Origin of the sequence: Streptomyces sp. CA-146814 (genome assembly GCF_050942385.1) — a bacterium.
In the GTDB taxonomy this organism is placed as follows: Bacteria; Actinomycetota; Actinomycetes; order Streptomycetales; family Streptomycetaceae; genus Streptomyces.
This window is the reverse complement of sequence record NZ_CP192068.1, coordinates 535,106-551,165: the sequence shown is the minus strand read 5'-3', so window position 1 is coordinate 551,165 and position 16,060 is coordinate 535,106. Positions and strand designations below refer to the sequence as shown.

14 protein-coding genes are annotated in these 16,060 nt (G+C 73.8%); 1 reads left to right on the top strand and 13 read right to left on the bottom strand.

The window, feature by feature from the left end:
- The first annotated feature begins 172 nt into the window (after window positions 1-172).
- Window positions 173-817: a DUF1345 domain-containing protein gene (locus ACQP09_RS02275; RefSeq protein ID WP_433395541.1), complete on the top strand. Its 645-nt coding sequence runs from the start codon at window positions 173-175 to the stop codon at window positions 815-817.
- 11 nt (window positions 818-828) lie between these two features.
- Here the strand turns inward: ACQP09_RS02275 and ACQP09_RS02270 are convergent, their stop codons facing one another.
- The 13 genes from ACQP09_RS02270 to ACQP09_RS02210 all read right to left on the bottom strand — a co-directional run bounded on the left by ACQP09_RS02270 (window position 829) and on the right by ACQP09_RS02210 (window position 15,847).
- The gene (locus tag ACQP09_RS02270; RefSeq protein ID WP_433395539.1) at window positions 829-2,460 is read right to left on the bottom strand and encodes an alpha/beta hydrolase; all 1,632 of its coding nucleotides are present in this window, start codon (window positions 2,458-2,460) and stop codon (window positions 829-831) included.
- 82 nt (window positions 2,461-2,542) lie between these two features.
- A complete protein-coding gene (locus ACQP09_RS02265; RefSeq protein WP_433395537.1) occupies window positions 2,543-3,934 on the bottom strand; it encodes a sensor histidine kinase in 1,392 nt (463 codons plus the stop codon).
- Window positions 3,931-4,596, bottom strand: a complete 666-nt coding sequence (locus ACQP09_RS02260) for a winged helix-turn-helix domain-containing protein (protein WP_433406470.1) — start codon at window positions 4,594-4,596, stop codon at window positions 3,931-3,933. The genes ACQP09_RS02265 and ACQP09_RS02260 overlap by 4 nt, the downstream gene beginning before the upstream one ends.
- A gap of 57 nt (window positions 4,597-4,653) precedes the next feature.
- Window positions 4,654-4,941, bottom strand: a complete 288-nt coding sequence (locus ACQP09_RS02255) for a hypothetical protein (RefSeq protein ID WP_433395536.1) — start codon at window positions 4,939-4,941, stop codon at window positions 4,654-4,656.
- 186 nt (window positions 4,942-5,127) lie between these two features.
- Entirely contained in the window at window positions 5,128-5,484 is a 357-nt protein-coding gene (locus ACQP09_RS02250) for a PRC-barrel domain-containing protein (RefSeq protein WP_404071130.1), read from the bottom strand.
- Between the two features lie 150 nt (window positions 5,485-5,634).
- Complete coding sequence (locus ACQP09_RS02245; protein ID WP_433395534.1) at window positions 5,635-6,414, bottom strand: FkbM family methyltransferase; 780 nt, start codon at window positions 6,412-6,414, stop codon at window positions 5,635-5,637.
- The gene (locus tag ACQP09_RS02240) at window positions 6,411-6,629 is read right to left on the bottom strand and encodes a Trm112 family protein (RefSeq protein WP_433395532.1); all 219 of its coding nucleotides are present in this window, start codon (window positions 6,627-6,629) and stop codon (window positions 6,411-6,413) included. Before ACQP09_RS02240 ends, ACQP09_RS02245 begins: the two co-directional genes overlap by 4 nt.
- Window positions 6,630-6,688: 59 nt before the next feature.
- Window positions 6,689-7,585 carry a hypothetical protein gene (locus tag ACQP09_RS02235; RefSeq protein ID WP_433395530.1) on the bottom strand — a complete coding sequence of 299 codons (897 nt, stop codon included), beginning with the start codon at window positions 7,583-7,585 and terminating at the stop codon, window positions 6,689-6,691.
- 4 nt (window positions 7,586-7,589) lie between these two features.
- Window positions 7,590-8,318, bottom strand: coding sequence for a class I SAM-dependent methyltransferase (locus ACQP09_RS02230; protein WP_433395528.1), 729 nt, complete (start codon window positions 8,316-8,318; stop codon window positions 7,590-7,592).
- The gene (locus ACQP09_RS02225) at window positions 8,315-9,616 is read right to left on the bottom strand and encodes a condensation protein (protein ID WP_432149852.1); all 1,302 of its coding nucleotides are present in this window, start codon (window positions 9,614-9,616) and stop codon (window positions 8,315-8,317) included. The genes ACQP09_RS02230 and ACQP09_RS02225 overlap by 4 nt, the downstream gene beginning before the upstream one ends.
- Window positions 9,613-13,956 carry an alpha-(1->3)-arabinofuranosyltransferase domain-containing protein gene (locus ACQP09_RS02220; RefSeq protein ID WP_433395525.1) on the bottom strand — a complete coding sequence of 1,448 codons (4,344 nt, stop codon included), beginning with the start codon at window positions 13,954-13,956 and terminating at the stop codon, window positions 9,613-9,615. The genes ACQP09_RS02225 and ACQP09_RS02220 overlap by 4 nt, the downstream gene beginning before the upstream one ends.
- Window positions 13,953-14,681 carry a class I SAM-dependent methyltransferase gene (locus tag ACQP09_RS02215; protein ID WP_433395523.1) on the bottom strand — a complete coding sequence of 243 codons (729 nt, stop codon included), beginning with the start codon at window positions 14,679-14,681 and terminating at the stop codon, window positions 13,953-13,955. The genes ACQP09_RS02220 and ACQP09_RS02215 overlap by 4 nt, the downstream gene beginning before the upstream one ends.
- Complete coding sequence (locus ACQP09_RS02210) at window positions 14,678-15,847, bottom strand: glycosyltransferase family 4 protein (protein WP_433395522.1); 1,170 nt, start codon at window positions 15,845-15,847, stop codon at window positions 14,678-14,680. The genes ACQP09_RS02215 and ACQP09_RS02210 overlap by 4 nt, the downstream gene beginning before the upstream one ends.
- Window positions 15,848-16,060: the final 213 nt, after the last annotated feature.

The following is a 16,060-nucleotide window of genomic DNA, read 5'->3' as shown; positions in this document are numbered from 1 at the left end:
CTCGACCCCTCGACCCAGCGGTGCACGGGTGGACAAAACGGACTCTCGGGCAGGCTATGCAGGGGTGTCCCCCTACGCCACTCGGCCTGCGGCGGGGTGCGGCGGGTGGTCCGGGGGAGTGGGATGGCGGTCGTACGGGAGTCGATCCGCCGATCCGCCGAGGTGATCCCGCTTGAGCCCGCTGCCCGGACGCCCCGTCCTCTCCGCCGTCCCCCGGCTCGTCGTCGCGGCGCTCCTCGGAATCGTCGCCGGCGTGGTCACCGGTCTGCTGACCCACGCGCCGCTCGGCATCCTCGCCGGGATCGCCGCCGCCGAGATGATCTTCGTCATCGCCGGCTGGATCGCGCTCTGGCCCATGGACGCGGCCACCACCCACCACAACGTCCGCCGCGAGGAGTTCAAGCCCGTTCTCGAAGAGCTGGTCGTCGTCGCGGCCGCCCTCTGCGGGCTGGTCGGCATCGTGGTGCTGCTCCTGACCACCGACTCCGACCTCAGCCACGCGGCCGCGGCCATCGCGCTGGGCGGCGTCTTCACCGCCTGGGCCTCGCTCCACCTGATGTACGCCACCCGGTACGCGTACCTCTACTACCTGCCCACCGAGGGCGGCATCGACTTCAACTCCCGGGAGAGCCCGAAGTACGTCGACTTCCTCTACTTCAGCTACAACCTCGGCATGACCTACCAGGTCTCCGACACCGACGTCTCCGCCACCGAGATCCGCGCGGTCGCCCTACGGCACTGCCTGTTGTCGTACGTCTTCGGCGCCAGCATCCTCGCCACCACCATCAACCTGGTCACCGGCATCGTCACGGGCTGACGCGCGCCGGGTCAGCAGGTCGTGCCGGGGCCGACCCGCTCGCCCTTCACCAGGTAGGCGTCGACCTTCGCGGTGACACAGGCGTCGCCGCGCCCGTACGCGGTGTGGCCCAGCCCCTCGTACGTCAGCAGCATCCCCTGTGGGAACTGCTCCGCCAGACTCACCGACTCCTCGTACGGCGTCGCCGGGTCGCCCGTCGTGCCCACCACCAGCACCGGCGGCACACCCTCCGCCTCCACCCGGTGCGGGCGGCGGTCGCCGGAGGGCCAGTCGCGGCAGGTGAGTTCGGCGGTCACGCCGGTGGTGCCGTAGACCCCGGCGGCCTGGTCGGCCGGGGCGAGGGCGTCCCAGTAGGGGCGGAGGGAGCGGGGGTGGGGGATGTCCAGGCAGTTGACGGCGGTGAGTGCGGCGTCGCTGTTGTCGGCGGGGACGGCGGGGGTGCCGTCGTCTTCGGTGGTGCCGGGTTCCGTGTCGTCGGCCTCGGCTTCCTCCTCGCCCAGCGCGCCCAGCTTCGTCGCGTCCCCCTGGTCCGCCTCCCGCAGCGCCTCCGACAGCGGCTCCCACTGGTCCTCCGGCCTGTACATCGCCATGGAGACCGCGTGGAGCACGGCGGTCGCGTCCATGCCGCCGTACTCCGCGTACGTGCTGTCCTCCGCGACCGGCAGCGGCTCGCGCTCCGCCTGCTGGTAGAGGCGCTCGATCAGCGCCCGTATCTCCTCGGGGCCGCGGCCCGGGCAGCTGTCACCGGCGATCTCCGCGCACTGCTCGGCGTAGTCGTCCACGCTCCGGCGGAAGCCGGCCGACTGGCTCAGCACCCGCTGCGACCAGTCGAGCGACGGGTCGATCGCACCGTCCAGGACCATGGCGCGGACCCGGCCCGGGAACTGCTCGGCGTACGAGGTGCCGAGGCTCGTCCCGTAGGACCAGCCGAGGTAGGTGAGCCGGCGTTCGCCGAGGGCCGCGCGCAGGACGTCCAGGTCACGGGCCGCGTCCTCGGTGCCGACGTGCCGGAGGATGGGGCCGCTGTGCTCCTCGCAGTCCTCGGCCGCGGTACGGGCGCCGGAGGCGGCTTCCGCGCGGTCGGCCTCCGTACGGGGATACAGGGGCGCGACGGGGTCGAAGGTCTCTTCCTCCTCCGGCGTTTCCTCCTCCGGCTCGGGCTCCTCCGTCTCCTCCTCGGTCGGTTCGCAGGTGAGGGCCGGGACGCTGCCGCCGACCCCGCGCAGGTCGAAGCTGACGATGTCGAAGCGGGCCCGCACCGCCGCGCCGAACGCCTCGTCCATCCCCTCCTCCAGCGAGCTCACCCCACCCGCGCCGGGGCCGCCCGGGTTGTAGACGAGCGAGCCGATGCGCTCCGCCGGACCCGTGGCGGCGGCGCGTGCCACCGGGAGCACGAACGTCCGGCCGTTGCCGGGGTGCGCGTAGTCCAGCGGGACCGTCAGCCGCGCGCACTCGTACCCGTCCGTCGCGCAGCCGGTCCACTCCAGCCGCTGGCCGTAGAACGCCTTCAGGTCGGCTCGCGACGCCGGATCGGCGGGCCGGTCCTTGCTCGTGCCGGGCACCGCGCCGCCGGTGCAGGCGGTGAGCGAGAGGGTGCCGAGGAGGGCCAGGGCGGTGGCGGCGAGGGTGGGGCGGCGGTTCAACGGAGTGCTCCTGGAGGGGTGGTGAGGTTCCGGCCTGAAGCATTGCTGAGCGATGCTGAGGTTTTGATGAGGCGCTGTACGGTCAGCCGCCGGTGGCCGGTCCTCCTGGCGGCAGGCGCAGCGTGAACCGGGCCCCGCCGCGCCGTCCGGTCTCCGCCGTGAGGCTGCCGCCGTGCGCGTGGGCGACCCAGGAGGCGATGGACAGGCCGAGTCCGGTCGAGCCGGAGCCGCTGCGGAACCGGTCGAAGAGCGCGCCCGCCACCTCGGGCGGAAGACCGGGCCCCGCGTCCTCCACCGTGACGGTCCCCTCGCCGCCGACGGTCACCTCCACCTCGGCCGGCGCACCGGGCAGGTGGCCGTGGACGAGTGCGTTGCCGACGAGATTGGCCACCGCACGGCGTACGAGGTCGGGGTCGGCGACCACCACCACGGCCTCCTCCGCCCGCACCGCCACCCGCACCGACACCTGCTGTCCCTCGTCCGCCGCGTCCTCCACGACGGCCTCCACCAGCTGGTCCAGCCGCAGCGGCTCCACCGCCGGCACCGCCGTCCCCGACATCAGCCGGGCCCGGGTCAGCAGCCCGTCGACCAGCGTGCCCATGCCTTCCGCGAGCCGGAGCGTGCGCCGGTGCACATCGGTGCTGTCCGTCTCACCGCGCAGCGCGGTCTCGGCGAGCGTCCGCAACGAGGCCGCCGGCGTCCGCAGGTCGTGCGCGGCGTCGGCCAGGAACGACTCCTGCCGGTCCAGCGCCTCCAGAGCCGGCCGCACCGCCCGTCCCGAGAGCAGATGCCCGACCCCGGCCGACAGGAGGACCAGCACGGCACAGCCACCGGTCACCACCCAGGCCAGCCGCCGGTGGTCGGCCCGCTGGGCCGAGGCGTCCGCCACGGTGACGAGCGCCCCTTGCGGCGCCGCGTCCTCCTCCGCGTCCGGCGGGTAGAAGGGCAGCGCGAACATCCGTACCGGCTCACCGTCCGCCGTCCACGCGTCCCGGGACCGTGGTTCGTCGGCCCGTACGGCGGAGGCGGCGGCCCGGCGTACGGCGGCGGCGGAGACGCTGAGACACGGCCGGTCCGGCGCGTGCTCGACGACCAGCCCGTCGGGGCCGTCCGGAGCCGGGAGACCGTCCGGGGCCGGGAGGCCGTCCGGGGCCGGGAGGCCGTCCGGTACGGAGAGCAGGAAGAGCGGCGGGCAGGCGGTCCCGGCGTTGTCGAGCAGCACCTCGGTGTCCAGCCTGCCGTCCTCGTCGGTCTCCAGCAGGCCCAGCGCCCAGTTGGTGTCGGCGCTCATCGCCCGGTCCAGCTGTTCGCGCCCGCGCACGCCGTCGCTGCGCACCGCCAGCACGGCCATCGCGACCAGACCCGCCGCACTGGTCAGCGCGAAGAGCACGGTGATGCGCCGGCGCAGTCTCCGTACGCGGGCGGTCGGCGTCAGTACGCGGGAGGAGCGGAACGGACGGCGCGGGACCTTCACGGGGCGGGCTCGTCGGACAGGCGGTAGCCGACGCCTCGTACGGTGTGGACGACCGGCGGCCCGCCGAGCTTCCGGCGCAGCTGCGAGACCAGCACCTCCAGGACGTTGGACTGCGGCTCCGCCATCTCGTCCCAGCACCGCTCGATCAGCTCCGCCCGGCCGACCGCCTGGTCGGCGCGGGTGGCCAGCACCTCCAGGACCGCGAACTCGCGGCGCGTGAAGGTCAGCAGGACGCCCGCCCGCCGCACCTGGCGCCGCGCGGTGTCGATCTCCACGTCCCCGACCCGCAGCACCGGCGGGCTCACCGCCGGAGCGCGGCGGCACAGGCTCCGCACCCGGGCGACCAGCTCCGGCACGGCGAACGGCTTGACCAGATAGTCGTCACCGCCCCGGGCGAACCCCTCCACCCGGTCGGCGACGGTGTCCCGGGCGGTGAGGAACAGCACCGGAACGGCCCGCCCGTCCCGCCGCAGCCCTTCCACATAGTCGGCGGCGTCGCCGGACGGCAGCATCCGGTCGAAGACCGCGCAGTCGTACGCGGTGACGAACAGGGCCTCGTCGGCCTGCGGCAGATCCACGGCCTCGTCGACCGCGAGCCCGGCGGCCCGCAGCGCGGCGGCCACCCCGAACCGGAGGTTGGCGTCGTCCTCGACCAGCAGCACTCTCACGGCGACACCCTAGTTGACCTGCGGAGAGGGGCGAGCGCCCAGCGCCGTCCGTCAGATCCGGTACGGGGCGGTGGGCACCGTACCGCCGTCCGGCGAGGTCAGACCGGAGCCGCCGGTCCGGCCGGTCAGCCAGCCGAGGAGGTCGGCCTGCGGTCCGCCGACGGTCGGACCGCCGCTCCCCAGCTCATGGACGAGACCGGTGTCGGTCGCCTCGATGCGCAGCGGCGGCACGCCGGAGCGCCGCCGCCGGGCCGCGACGATGTCGTCGATGATCCAGCGGGCGGCCTCGGGCGGAACATCGGCGAAGGTATGTCCGGCGGCCAGGTCGGCGTGGTGCACTTCGAGCTCCCGCAGCCGCGCGGGCGTCCATGCTCGCGTACTGCGCGGTCTCCACCCCGGTGCGGGCCCAGTCAGCAGTCGGCAGGGGCTGTCGGCGGCCCGGGCCACATGGGTGATCGGTCCGCACCTCAGGGTCCGGCCAGTCATCCGCCATGCGGAAGAGATTATCCGTATGGCGAGAGATGGTCAGCGGCGGGCCAGGACGCGGACGCCGTCGGCCGGAGGCAGGTACGGCAGGCCGAAGTAGGCGAAGAGCGCCGGTTCGTCCTCGGCGGGCAGGACGTCGTCCGTGCCGATCGACGGGCCGTCCTTCACCTTCGCCTTGGCGTGCGCGACCTTCAGGTAGTCCGGGCCGACGACGGCCTCCGCCAGCGGGACGAAGACCAGCCGGTGGCGGGTCGGCAGGCCCGTCAGCACGGTGGCGAACGCGGGCAGGTCCGTCGCCGTGTCGACGTACACGGACTCCAGGGAGCCGATCCGGCGCCCGTCTGGGTCGACGACGTCACGCGTACGCCACTCGCGGATGTCTGCGCTCTCGATCACGGCGGAACTCCTCGGGGTCGGCCGCCGCGCACGTACGCGTCGGTCTCGGTGGTTCACCGTGCGGCCGCCCCGGACGAGGACGGCCACCCGGCTCCCCCCTCATCTGCCCCGCAACCTCCCGGTCAGCGCCGGTCGCGCCGACGGATCGGCTCAGGCCGCACCGGAGCCCGGCCTACGCCCTTCGGGAAGGAACAGGACCGAGTTGATGTACCGGGTGCGGTGCGGCACCAACGCGCGGCGCAACAGGCCCTGGTGGACCAGGTGTTCCGTCCGCGCCTGGTGGGCCGGCAGGTCGAACCCGGCCAGCGGCATCCACCGCCGTCCGGTGAGGATCCACCCCGCGTACCCCTGGCCGGTGAGCAGGTCGACCGCCGGAGCGATCGGGCCGAGGCGGCTCTCCAGCTCGACGAGGAGCGCCGGACGGTCCCGCCGCAGCAGCTCCGCCGCACCGCGCAGCGCGGCCACCTCCGCGCCGTCGACGTCCATCTTCACGAAACCGACGCCGTGCAGGTCCAGGCTGTCGATGGTGAGCGACTCCACCTCGACGCTGTGCGCGTGGATGTCCCGGCGCTCCAGCGAGGAGACCCCGCGGTCGCCGTCGTCGCCTTCCGGCAGCCAGAGCCGGACCGGCGGGCCGACGCTGTCCGTCGCCGCGCCCTGCACCACCCGCACGTTCGACGGCAGCGTACGGCGCAGATGCCCGGCCAGGTGCGGTACGGGCTCCACGGTGACGACCTGGTCGCACCGTTTGGCGAGCCGGCGCGACCAGGGCCCGTACCAGCCGCCGATGTCCACGGCGACCGTGCCGCGCGGGCAGAAGTCGGCGAGCCGGCGCAGCTCCGGCTCGAAGCGCGGATAGAGGGCGACGGCGGCGGCGCCGACCAGGCCCGTGGGAAGCCGGGACGCCACGGCCGCGGCGAACGTGGTCATGCGGCCGAGGCTTTCAGGTGCGCGAGGTATCTCTCGTGCGCGTCGGCCTCCACCTTGCGGCCCGAGGAGGGCAGCAGCTGCGGGATGCCGTCCAGGATGGGGTAGCTCAGGCGCAGCCGCGGGTTGTACAGCGCCTCCTCGTCGGCCAGCAGGGCGAGCGGGCCCTTGTCGAGCGGGCAGGCCAGGATGGCCAGCAGCGGGTCGTCGGCGTTCATGAGGCTCCCTCGGTTGCAGGGGTGGGGGACGGCGGAGACGGTTGTGGCTGGTCGGAGGGTCAGGACGGGGCCGCCGCCGCAGGAGGGTCGTGGCGGGGCATGGCGAGCAGGACGGTGAGGGCCAGCGCGGTGCCGGCCAGCCGCAGGGTCAGCAGCAGCGGATCGTCGGGCAGGGACTCGCCGAAGGCGAGCGTCCCGAGGACCGCGGTGAACAGACAGGTCACCGTGGTGCAGACGGGCACGATCAGCGAGGCCCGGCAGCGCTGCAGCGCCGTCTGGGACATCACGAGACCGGCCACGGCGGTGAAGAGCAGCAGATACGGGTACGGCGAGCCGAACAGCGAACGGGCCGCCTCGCCGAGGTCGGTGGTGGTCAGCTCGCTGGAGGTGCCCTTCACCGCCAGCGAGCTGACGCCGTACAGCAGCCCGACCGCCACTCCGTAACCGATCCCGCTGGTCGGCACCCGGTGGCGCTTGTTCGCCCGGCTCTCCACCCGTATGTAGAGCCAGACGCCCGCCGCCAGCGCCGGGACGCAGACCAGGAGCACCAGCATCCAGGGGGCGCCGGAGCTCACCACGTCCTCGCCCTCGCGCACCGAGGCGACGACCATCAGCAGCGCCAGCAGGACACCGCCCAGCGCATAGCGTTCGCGCCCGGTCGACTCCTCGCCGAGCACCGTCGACGAGAGCAGGAGCAGCAGCACCAGGCCGGAGACGAAGATGCCCTGTGCCGCCGCGATCGGCAGCGCGCGGTAGACGATCAGCTGCGCCGCGAACCCGGCCGCCAGCGACAGCGCGCCCAGGATCCACAGCGGACTGGTCAGCAGGACGAGGATCACGCGCAGCGGCTTGTCGGCGGAGAGCGCGGGCAGGTTGCCCAGGGCCCGCTTCTCCACCACGAACCCCACGCTGTACAGCAGGTTGGCCACCAACGCGGCCCCCACACCCCACCACATCGCGCTATCGCCGCCGCGCGTGGGCCAGCAGGATGGACGCCGCGCCCGGCACCGCGCACGCCGCCCTGTCCACCAGCCGCAGCGGACGCGGCACCCCGTGGAAGGGCGCGCCGGTGATCCTCACGTCCTCGAAGCCGGAGGCCGTCAGGAAGGAGCGCAGCGCGCGGGCGGTGTAGAGCCGCAGATGGCCCACCACCTCCGAGCCCGGCCGGCCGTGGATCCCGCGCAGGCTGACCTCGGAGAACACCGGCTGCACCCCGGCCAGCAGCAGCGCCCGGTTGTACCAGGCGGCCAGGTTCGGCGTGGACAGCATCAGATGGCCGCCGGGCTTCAGGATCCGCCGCAGCTCGTCCAGCGCCTGGTCCGGGTCGACGAGGTGCTCCAGGATCTCGCTGAAGAGCACCGCGTCCGCGCACCCGTCGGCGAGCGGCAGCCCGCCGTGCTCCAGCTCGCCCCGGACCACCGAACCCATCCGGGGCCGGGCCCGGCGCAGCGCGTCCTGCGACCAGTCGACGCCGATCAGCCGGTGCCCGGTGAGGAGCGGCGCGGCGGTGGCGGCGGCCGTCCCGTCACCGCATCCGACGTCCACGATGACCTGGCCGGTCCGCCCGCGCAGGGCGTCGGCCAGCAGCCTCGCCTGACGCCGGCTGCGCCCGTCGCCGGACGCGACGGGCACGGCCGGGTTCTCGTAGAAGTCCCGCAGCCCGGGAGGGGGAGAGACGGTGTCGGTCATACGGTCTCCGAGGATGTCGCGGCCAGATGCCGGGTGAACAGGCCGAGCAGCGCCTCGCCGTCCCCGTCGCCCAGCAGGGTGCGCGACCAGCGCAGGGCCAGATGCAGTCGGCCCCCCGTGGACGCGGTGGTGAACGTCAGTCCCCGCGGCATCCGGGCGGGCGCGGAGAACCACACGGCGGTGGCCTTCCCCGCGTCGCCGAAGTCCAACGGGTACGGGATGCGGCCGATGTTGCTCAGCAGCGTCGTGGAGGTCCACGGCCCCGCCAGCACCCGCAGCCCCCGCGTGTACGCCGCACGCGCGGCGACCGGGAGCAGCGGAGTGGTCAACAGCGAGACCGAACGGCCCAGTTGAGGACGCGGCTGCGCCTTCAACGCGCGGGTGCGCTCGGCGGTGAGGCGCAGCAGAGCCGGGATGTCCGTGCCGGACGCCACCTCCGCCGCGTCGAAACCGACCTCGACCAGCCGGGTGCCGTTGCCGATCGGCATCTCCGGACCCCGGGTGCGGTCGTCGACCGGCATGGTGATCCGCAGCGGCCGCTCGGCCGCACCCTGCCGCCGGTTCCACTCGGCCACCGTCAGAGCGGTGGCCACCATCAGCTGGTCGTTCACCGTGTAGGGCGCGCCGGACTCCCGGCGGGGCACCGGGAGTTCGACCAGCAGCTGCGCGTTGCCGGGCACCGTGCCCGGTGTGCCCGCCGCCACCCGGGCCGGCCGCGCGAGGGCGGCCGGCCGGGATCGGGGGGACACCGGTGCGGGCGCCGGGCGGGCCGGGGCGGCCGGCGGGGGAGTGGTCCGCCCGCTGTAGATCTCGGCGGCGGTGGCCGCCAGCCGCAGACAGGCGGGTCCGTCGAGTGCGGTGTGGTGCACGGTGAGCACCAGCACGCACCCCTCACGGTCCGGCTCCTCGACCACGGTGAGCCGCAGTGGAGGAGAGAGGGTGAGCGGCGGGGCGGCGGCGAGCGACGCCGCCCGCGCCCGGTCGAGCGCCCCGGGCGCGGCCGGCGGGAAGCTGACCGGGTCCCGGTCCGGGCCGTCCGTCAGCTCCCATTCGTACCGCCGGGCGAACGCGGAGCGCGGCCGCTCCCGCATCAGCGCCCGTGGATGCCGGGCCAGCGACGCGGCGAACGCGGCACGCAGCCGGTCCTCCTCCAGCCGGCCGGGCAGCCGGACCTCGATGTGTACGGTGCTGGGCTCGGCCTCCTGCGCGCAGTGCCGGTCCACCTCGTCCACGACGGGGAACGGAACCCGGGGCAGCCGCCCGGCCGCGAACGGCCGGGCGGGGTGCGTGGCGGTCATCCGCTGGTTCCTCCACTGCCGGGCGGAGCCGTCGGGCCGCCCGGACCGCGCGCGGGCGGATCGGTGTGCGGCCGCTTGGCGTCGGCGGAGAGGGTCCGGCCGGACGGCGGCACCGCCTGCTGCGGGACCGTCGCCGGACCATCGCCTCCGTCGGCGGCCGCCGCCGGCCCGGTGGGCCGGCCGGCCCGTCGCCTGCCCCGGACCGGGGCGGACCCGACCGTGACCAGTGCGGCGAACAGGGCGATCAGCGCGAGGAGTTGAGCCGTCGGGCCGAAGGCGCCCTCCCCGACGGCGGTGTACTCGCCGGTGGAGACGGCCACGACCACTCCGGCCGCTGCCATCGACGCGAAGGCGACCGGTGCCAGCAACGACGGGCGGAAGTGGGCCAGTACGGCGAGCACGGGCACCACCAGGGCGAGCGGCCCCGCGATCACGATGCCGACCAGGGTCAGCGCCACGGTGCCGAGGATCAGCCCGGGGGCCGGCGGGACGGCCCGCTCCTCACGCTCGTACGCCTCCTCCGCCGGAGCGGAGCTCTTGCGCCGGAAGACGGCCAGCCCCACCAGCACCAGGAACATCACCCCGGCCCCGATCAGCCCGGCCCGGTAGAGCAGCGCGGGCTCGTACTCCAGGGTGACCGTGCCTCCCTCCCCTTCGGGGACCAGCCAGGCCTGCTGCCAGCCGTCGATCCGCAGCGGCGTCAGCTCCTTGCCGTTCAGCGTGGCCTTCCAGCCCTTGTTGTGGTTCTCGTGGAGCTGGAGGTACGAGGCCTCGCCGGCGCCGACCGTCAGCGTGCGGCGGTCACCGTCGTTCTGCTCCACGTCGACCGTCCGGGCGGTGGCCGCCGGAGCCTTCGTCTCGCCGGTGGAGAGCGTGACGTCGGTGATGGCGAGCGGACCGGCGTCACCGGCCTCCACGGTGTGGGTCGACGCGCCCAGCTCCACCTCGGACCGCTCGGAGCAGAGCGAGACCGCGATGGGACGGCGCTCGGTCAGGTCCCTGACCCGGCCCTCGGCCTTGGTCTCCATGAGCGTGCCGCCGATGGAGAGGACCGGCCCCTGACCGCAGGGCAGGCTGAACTTCTCCGTCGGGTCGGGCTGCGGCGAACGGAACGCGTCCAGCGCGGGGATGTAGACCTCGCTCAGCCCGACCGGCAGCTGCAACTGGTCGCCGGCGAAAGGGTTGTGGACGGTGAGCGGTGCCGTGCGCGAGATGGTGATGTCCATCCGGTCGGTGGTGATGGGCGAGAAGCGGGCCATGCCGTTCTCGTCCACCGCCGCGACCGCCGTGCCGTCCGGCGAGCTGATCTGCACCTGCTCGGGCCGGGTGGAGATCCCGCCGGCCGCCGCGAACACGATCTCGCCGACCTGGGTCTTCGCCGGCCAGGACAGCCGGAGTACGGGACGGTCGCCGGCGATCCACGCGGTGGTGAGGTCGCCGTCCGTCAGGTTGCGGGCACTCAGGTTGGTGCCCAGACGCGCCGTGGAGTCGGCGCTCACCAGGATCTTCTCGCGCTCGCCCGTCAGGTCGAACAGCAGCTTGTCCAGCGCCTCGCCCGGAACGGGCACCGCGCTCGCGGCGACCTTGTACGGACCGGCCTGGCCGGCCGTGAACTGGCGGTGCAGTCCGGTCTCGGCGGCGACCGCCGAGAGCCCGCCCGGGTCGCTGCCGCGCTTCAGCGAGTAGACCGACGCGTCGGCCCCCTCACGCGGAGCGTCGGACGGCAGCTCCAGCATCCGGGTCACCTGCACGCCGGGGATGGCGATGTCGGTGAACCCGGCGCCGGTGAGACCCGGGCGCCCCTGCTGGGACTTGAGGATCGTCACCTTCAGCCAGGAGGCCGGCCCGGCGGGCGCGGCCACCTCCTGCGGCGAGCCGTCGGGGCGGACCGGGCTGTCCTTGGAGCCGCGGTCGGTCTCGACCCGCACCTCCGTCGCCGCCGCCCGCACACCGTTGCTCGGCAGCGGGGTGAGCTGCAGCGAGGCCGGGATCTCCTGCGTACCGGAGAAGTCGATCCGGACCCACTCGTCCTTCGGCGAGGCGGCCGAGCCCTCGGCCCAGGCGGTGTCCGGGTTGCCGTCGAAGGCGTTGGCCGGGTCGTACTGCGGCAGGTGGAACAGCCAGTTGCCGATGGACGACGCGCTCACCGACTTCGCGCCGCGCAGCACCGCCGTGGTCTGGTGCTCCTTGCCCTCGGTCGGCAGGATCTGGCGCGGTGAGGCGCCCGGGTCCTGCTCCGACTCCGGCGCGTTGCGCTCGTCGGCCGTGTAGGTGTGCGACGTGTTGGTGTTGACCAGGCCGAACCGGGTGTCGGCGCGGCGCAGTCCGTCGCCCGCCGCGTAGAGCGACGGCTTGCCGACGCCCGGGTGGGCGTCACCGGCGAGCACGGTGGGCCGGCCCTCCAGGGCGCCGCTCGCGGAGAGCGGCAGCAGCGACTCCGGGCCGCCGCTGACGACGGCGGTCGCGGAGACGGGTGCGACGGTCGCCCGCCCGGGACGCTCGGTGCCGTTCGGCGGCTCGTAGATCTCCACCGCCTCCTGGCGCGGGAAGAGGCCCTCGATCTGCACCGGCGTGCCGTCGGCTATGCGGCCGCCGGTCATGACGGGTCCGAAGCCGGTGACCCTCTTGTATCCGGAGGCCTCCAGGGTGCGCTTGACCGTGGTGGTCGGGACGTATCCCAGCTGGTCCGGGTCCAGGTCGTTGCGGACCACGACGTAGTGCAGCCCGGCCCGGTTCAGGTACTCGCTCAGCCCGGGCACCTGGCCGCCGGAGGTCAGCGCCTGCTCGACCGCGTCCATCGCCCGCCGGTTGCCCGGCGTGCCGAACGGGACGTAGTCGCGCTGGGCGTACGGCGTGTCGGCCAGCACGTCGAGCGGCTGGTCGATGGTCGAGCCCCAGGTGTAGATGCCGTGCGCGGTGGCCGGGACCACGAGGGCCCGGTCGTCCGGCGAGTTCTCCTTCAGCCAGCCCGCGGCCTTCGACCAGTGGTCCGGGATCTCCTTGAACGAACCCGGCTGCAGGATCGACCCGTTGACGTACGGCCAGGCCAGACCCGGCAGCACGAGGACGGCGGCGATCACCGGAGCCAGTCGGCGCGCCCGCACCGGCACCCGCTCGTCGCGGCCGGACCGCAGCGCGGCCACGGCGGCGATGTGCGCCAGGCCGAGCGCCAGCGCCAGCGCCAGACCGGTCTGGAACTTGTAGATGTTCCGGAACGGCACCAGCCAGGTGTCCAGCCACTCCTGCACGGTCCCGTGGAAGAGACCGCCCAGCGCACCGCCGTACCCGGCGAGCGTGACCAGCGCGACGGACAGCACGGTCAGCACCAGCCAGCGGCGCTCGGGCAGATCGCGCCGGGCCAGACCGGCCAGGCCCAGGGCGGCGGCGAGCGCCGAGCCCAGGATGGTGACGGTCGCGGTGGCGACGGTCCAGCCGGCGGGCAGCCATGCCTCGCCGAAGTTCAGATAGCCGACCCAGTTGCCGGCGCCGCGCAGCATCTCGACCGCCGACATGGTCGTCGTGGTGGTGTGCGAGGACTCCACGTACGGCATGAAGTTCTCACCGAAGGTGCCCAGCAGCAGCAGCGGGACGATCCACCAGAAGGTCGCGAGGATCACGCCCGGGATCCACCACAGCAGCAGCGCCCGCTTGCGCGGACCGGCGGGCCGGGTGAGCAGGTAGAGGCCGATCGGCAGCAGCGAGGCCAGCGTGGACGCCGCGTTCACGCCGCCCATCAGCGGGATCAGCAGCGCGGAGCGGGCCGCGGCGATCCGCGGTGCGAGGCGCGGGTTCGTCAGCGGCAGCAGCACCCACGGCAGCAGCGCGCCGGGCAGGGCGGCGGCCGAGGTCGAGCCGACCACGATCGTGTACGTCGGCCAGAGCGCGTACACGGCGGCGCCGAGCAGCCGGGTGGCCGAGGAGCCCACGCGCAGCCGCTCCGCCAGCCGGAGCACACCCCAGAAGGCGGTCGCCACGATCAGCGAGAGCCAGAGCCGCTCCGCCAGCCAGGTCGGCACCCGCAACAGGTCGGCCAGGCCGTAGTACGGCAGCATCGGCACCAGGTAGCCGATGTACTGGTCGGTGATCCCGCCGAAGCCGGACCGGCTGTGCCACAGCTCGCCCAGGTCGCCGAGGAACCGCCCGGGATCCACGACGACGCCGAGCTTGGTGTCGAACGTCATGCGTCCCGGCGACACCGCCAGGAACGCCACGAACGCCGTGGCCCAGAACCCCAGCAGCCAGCGCCGCGAACGGGGCGCCTCGTCGTCGACCGGTCTGGCAGGCGGTGGATCGCCGCCGTCCGGGGCCTGGTGGGCTGGGAGGTGGACTGCGCTGGTCATGAACACCGCCGGAGAATGAGAAGGAGGTTCCAGGTGGCGAATTCCCGCAGTCCGGGCACCCGGGTAACAAGTTCGGGCAGGACCGGCCAGTACCGCGACCGGGCGGACACGATGTCCACGTCGGTGCGGCCCCGCACATGGCGCAGCGTCGGGCCGACGCCGATCCTGAAGAGGTTCTCGCCGAGGCGGTGCTTGGCCGGATGGCCGGTGCGCCGCTCGTAACGGGCGCGGGCGCGCTCGGCGCCGGCGTAGTGCCAGGGGGCCCACTCGTGGCCGCCCCACGGCGAGTACCAGTTGGTGAACGAGACGTAGATCAGCCCGCCGGGGCGGGTGACCCGCGCCATCTCGCTGAGAAAGGTGTGCGGGTCCGCGACGTGCTCCAGCACGTTGGAGGAGAAGGCGACATCGGCCACCCCGTCCGCCAGCGGCAGCAGGTAGCCGTCGGCGACGACGGTGTCCCGCGGCCCGCGCGGCCGCTGGTCACCCAGCTCCCCGCGGTCCGGCTCGAAGAGGTAACTCTGCGCGCCGCGCCGCCGGAACTCCCGGGTGAAGTAGCCGTTGCCGCCGCCGATGTCGGCGACGACCTTCCCGTGCAGCGGCATGTGCCGTTCGACCTGGTCCGCCGCGTCCCTGGCCAGCAGGTTGTAGACGGTGTCCGGGTCCTCCGCCTCGCGCATGAAGGCGCGGAAGAGGGTGAGGGAGCGGCGGAAGGACGGGTCTTTCACGAGCGGGCACCCGCCGGCCAGGACCCCGTACCGCTGATCGCCTCGGCGGCCACGGCCTCCAGCTGGGTCACGCTGCTGCTCCACCGGTAGGCGGCGGCCCGCTCGCGCGCCGCCTTGCCCATCGCCTCGCGGCGCTCCTCGTCCAGCGCCAGCGCGCACCAGGCCGCGGCGAAGGACGACTCGCCCCGGGCGAGGATGCCGGTGACGCCGTCCTCGACGGAGTCGCGCAGCCCGGGCACGTCGAAGCCGAGCGTCGGCGTCGACCGGGTCCCGGCCTCCGTGACGACCAGCCCCCACCCCTCCACGGCCGCCGGATGCAGCAGCATCCAGGACGCGCAGAGCAGCCGGTGCTTCTCCGCCTCGGACACATGCCCGGCGAACTCCACATCCGGGCCGGCGAGCTTCTCCAGCTTCTCCCGCTCGGGACCGTCACCGACGATCACGAGCCGGCCGCCGGTGACGGGCCGCACCCGCTCCCAGAGCTGGAGCAGCAGATCGATGCGCTTGTAGTCGACCAGCCGGCCGAGCGCCAGGAAGAGCGGGGTCGCGGACCGTTCGCTCTGCGGCAGCGGATCCTGGACGCCGTTGTTCACCAGCCGGATGCGGTCGTCCGGAACGCCCAGCTCACGCAGGGCGCCCGCGGTGGACGGCGAGACCGCGATCATCAGATGGTCCCGGTAGGCCCGGGACAGGGCCCAGTGTTCGAGCTGACGCCCGGCGCGGGCCACCGGCGCCGGGAACCGCATCTCCCACAGATCGGTGTGGACGTGGTTGACCAGGCACACGGTCGGACCGCGGTGCCACAGCGGTGCCAGGTACGGCATGCCGTTGCAGACCTCGATCAGCAGGTCGCAGCTGCCGACCTGCCGGGCGAACGCGGAGCGCGCGCCGAGGTAGTGCCCCAGCTGCGATCCGGCGGAGACGACCCGGTAGGGCCGGCGCGCGGCCTGTCCGCCGCAGAGGAGGGTGACGTCGTGGCCCCGTTCGGTGAGGCCGAGGGCGAGCTGGTCGATGAGCAGCTCGGAGCCGCCTGCGGCCGGGTTGCCCAGGTCGCGGTGGGCGAGGAAGACGATGCGTCTCGGGGAGGCGGGAATCCTGGGGGAGACCGGGCCCTGACCCTGCGGCGCGGCTGCCGGAAGCAGCGGGGGAGGAACGTGCTGGGGCATGGGTGCTCCAACTCGGCTCGGGGGGCGGGGGACTCGGGGCGGGGCTTGAGAGATACGGAGAAGGGACGGAGAGGAAGTACGGGGACGAAAAGGGAGGGGCTGGGGCACTACGGGAGCGGGACGAACGGTTTCGGGTACGGGACAGGGGAACGCGGCTGTGGGGCGCGCGAACAAGGGATGAGAGACCGGGGGCCGTGCAGTGGTGGGGATAGA

Bases quoted from the DNA above. Each gene is read 5' to 3' on its own strand.
- ACQP09_RS02240 (WP_433395532.1), bottom strand. From the start codon at position 6,629: ATGAACGCCGACGACCCGCTGCTGGCCATCCTGGCCTGCCCGCTCGAC.
- ACQP09_RS02225 (WP_432149852.1), bottom strand. From the start codon at position 9,616: ATGACCGCCACGCACCCCGCCCGGCCGTTCGCGGCCGGGCGGCTGCCC.
- ACQP09_RS02245 (WP_433395534.1), bottom strand. From the start codon at position 6,414: ATGACCACGTTCGCCGCGGCCGTGGCGTCCCGGCTTCCCACGGGCCTG.
- ACQP09_RS02210 (WP_433395522.1), bottom strand. From the start codon at position 15,847: ATGCCCCAGCACGTTCCTCCCCCGCTGCTTCCGGCAGCCGCGCCGCAG.
- ACQP09_RS02235 (WP_433395530.1), bottom strand. From the start codon at position 7,585: ATGTGGTGGGGTGTGGGGGCCGCGTTGGTGGCCAACCTGCTGTACAGC.
- ACQP09_RS02230 (WP_433395528.1), bottom strand. From the start codon at position 8,318: ATGACCGACACCGTCTCTCCCCCTCCCGGGCTGCGGGACTTCTACGAG.
- ACQP09_RS02220 (WP_433395525.1), bottom strand. From the start codon at position 13,956: ATGACCAGCGCAGTCCACCTCCCAGCCCACCAGGCCCCGGACGGCGGC.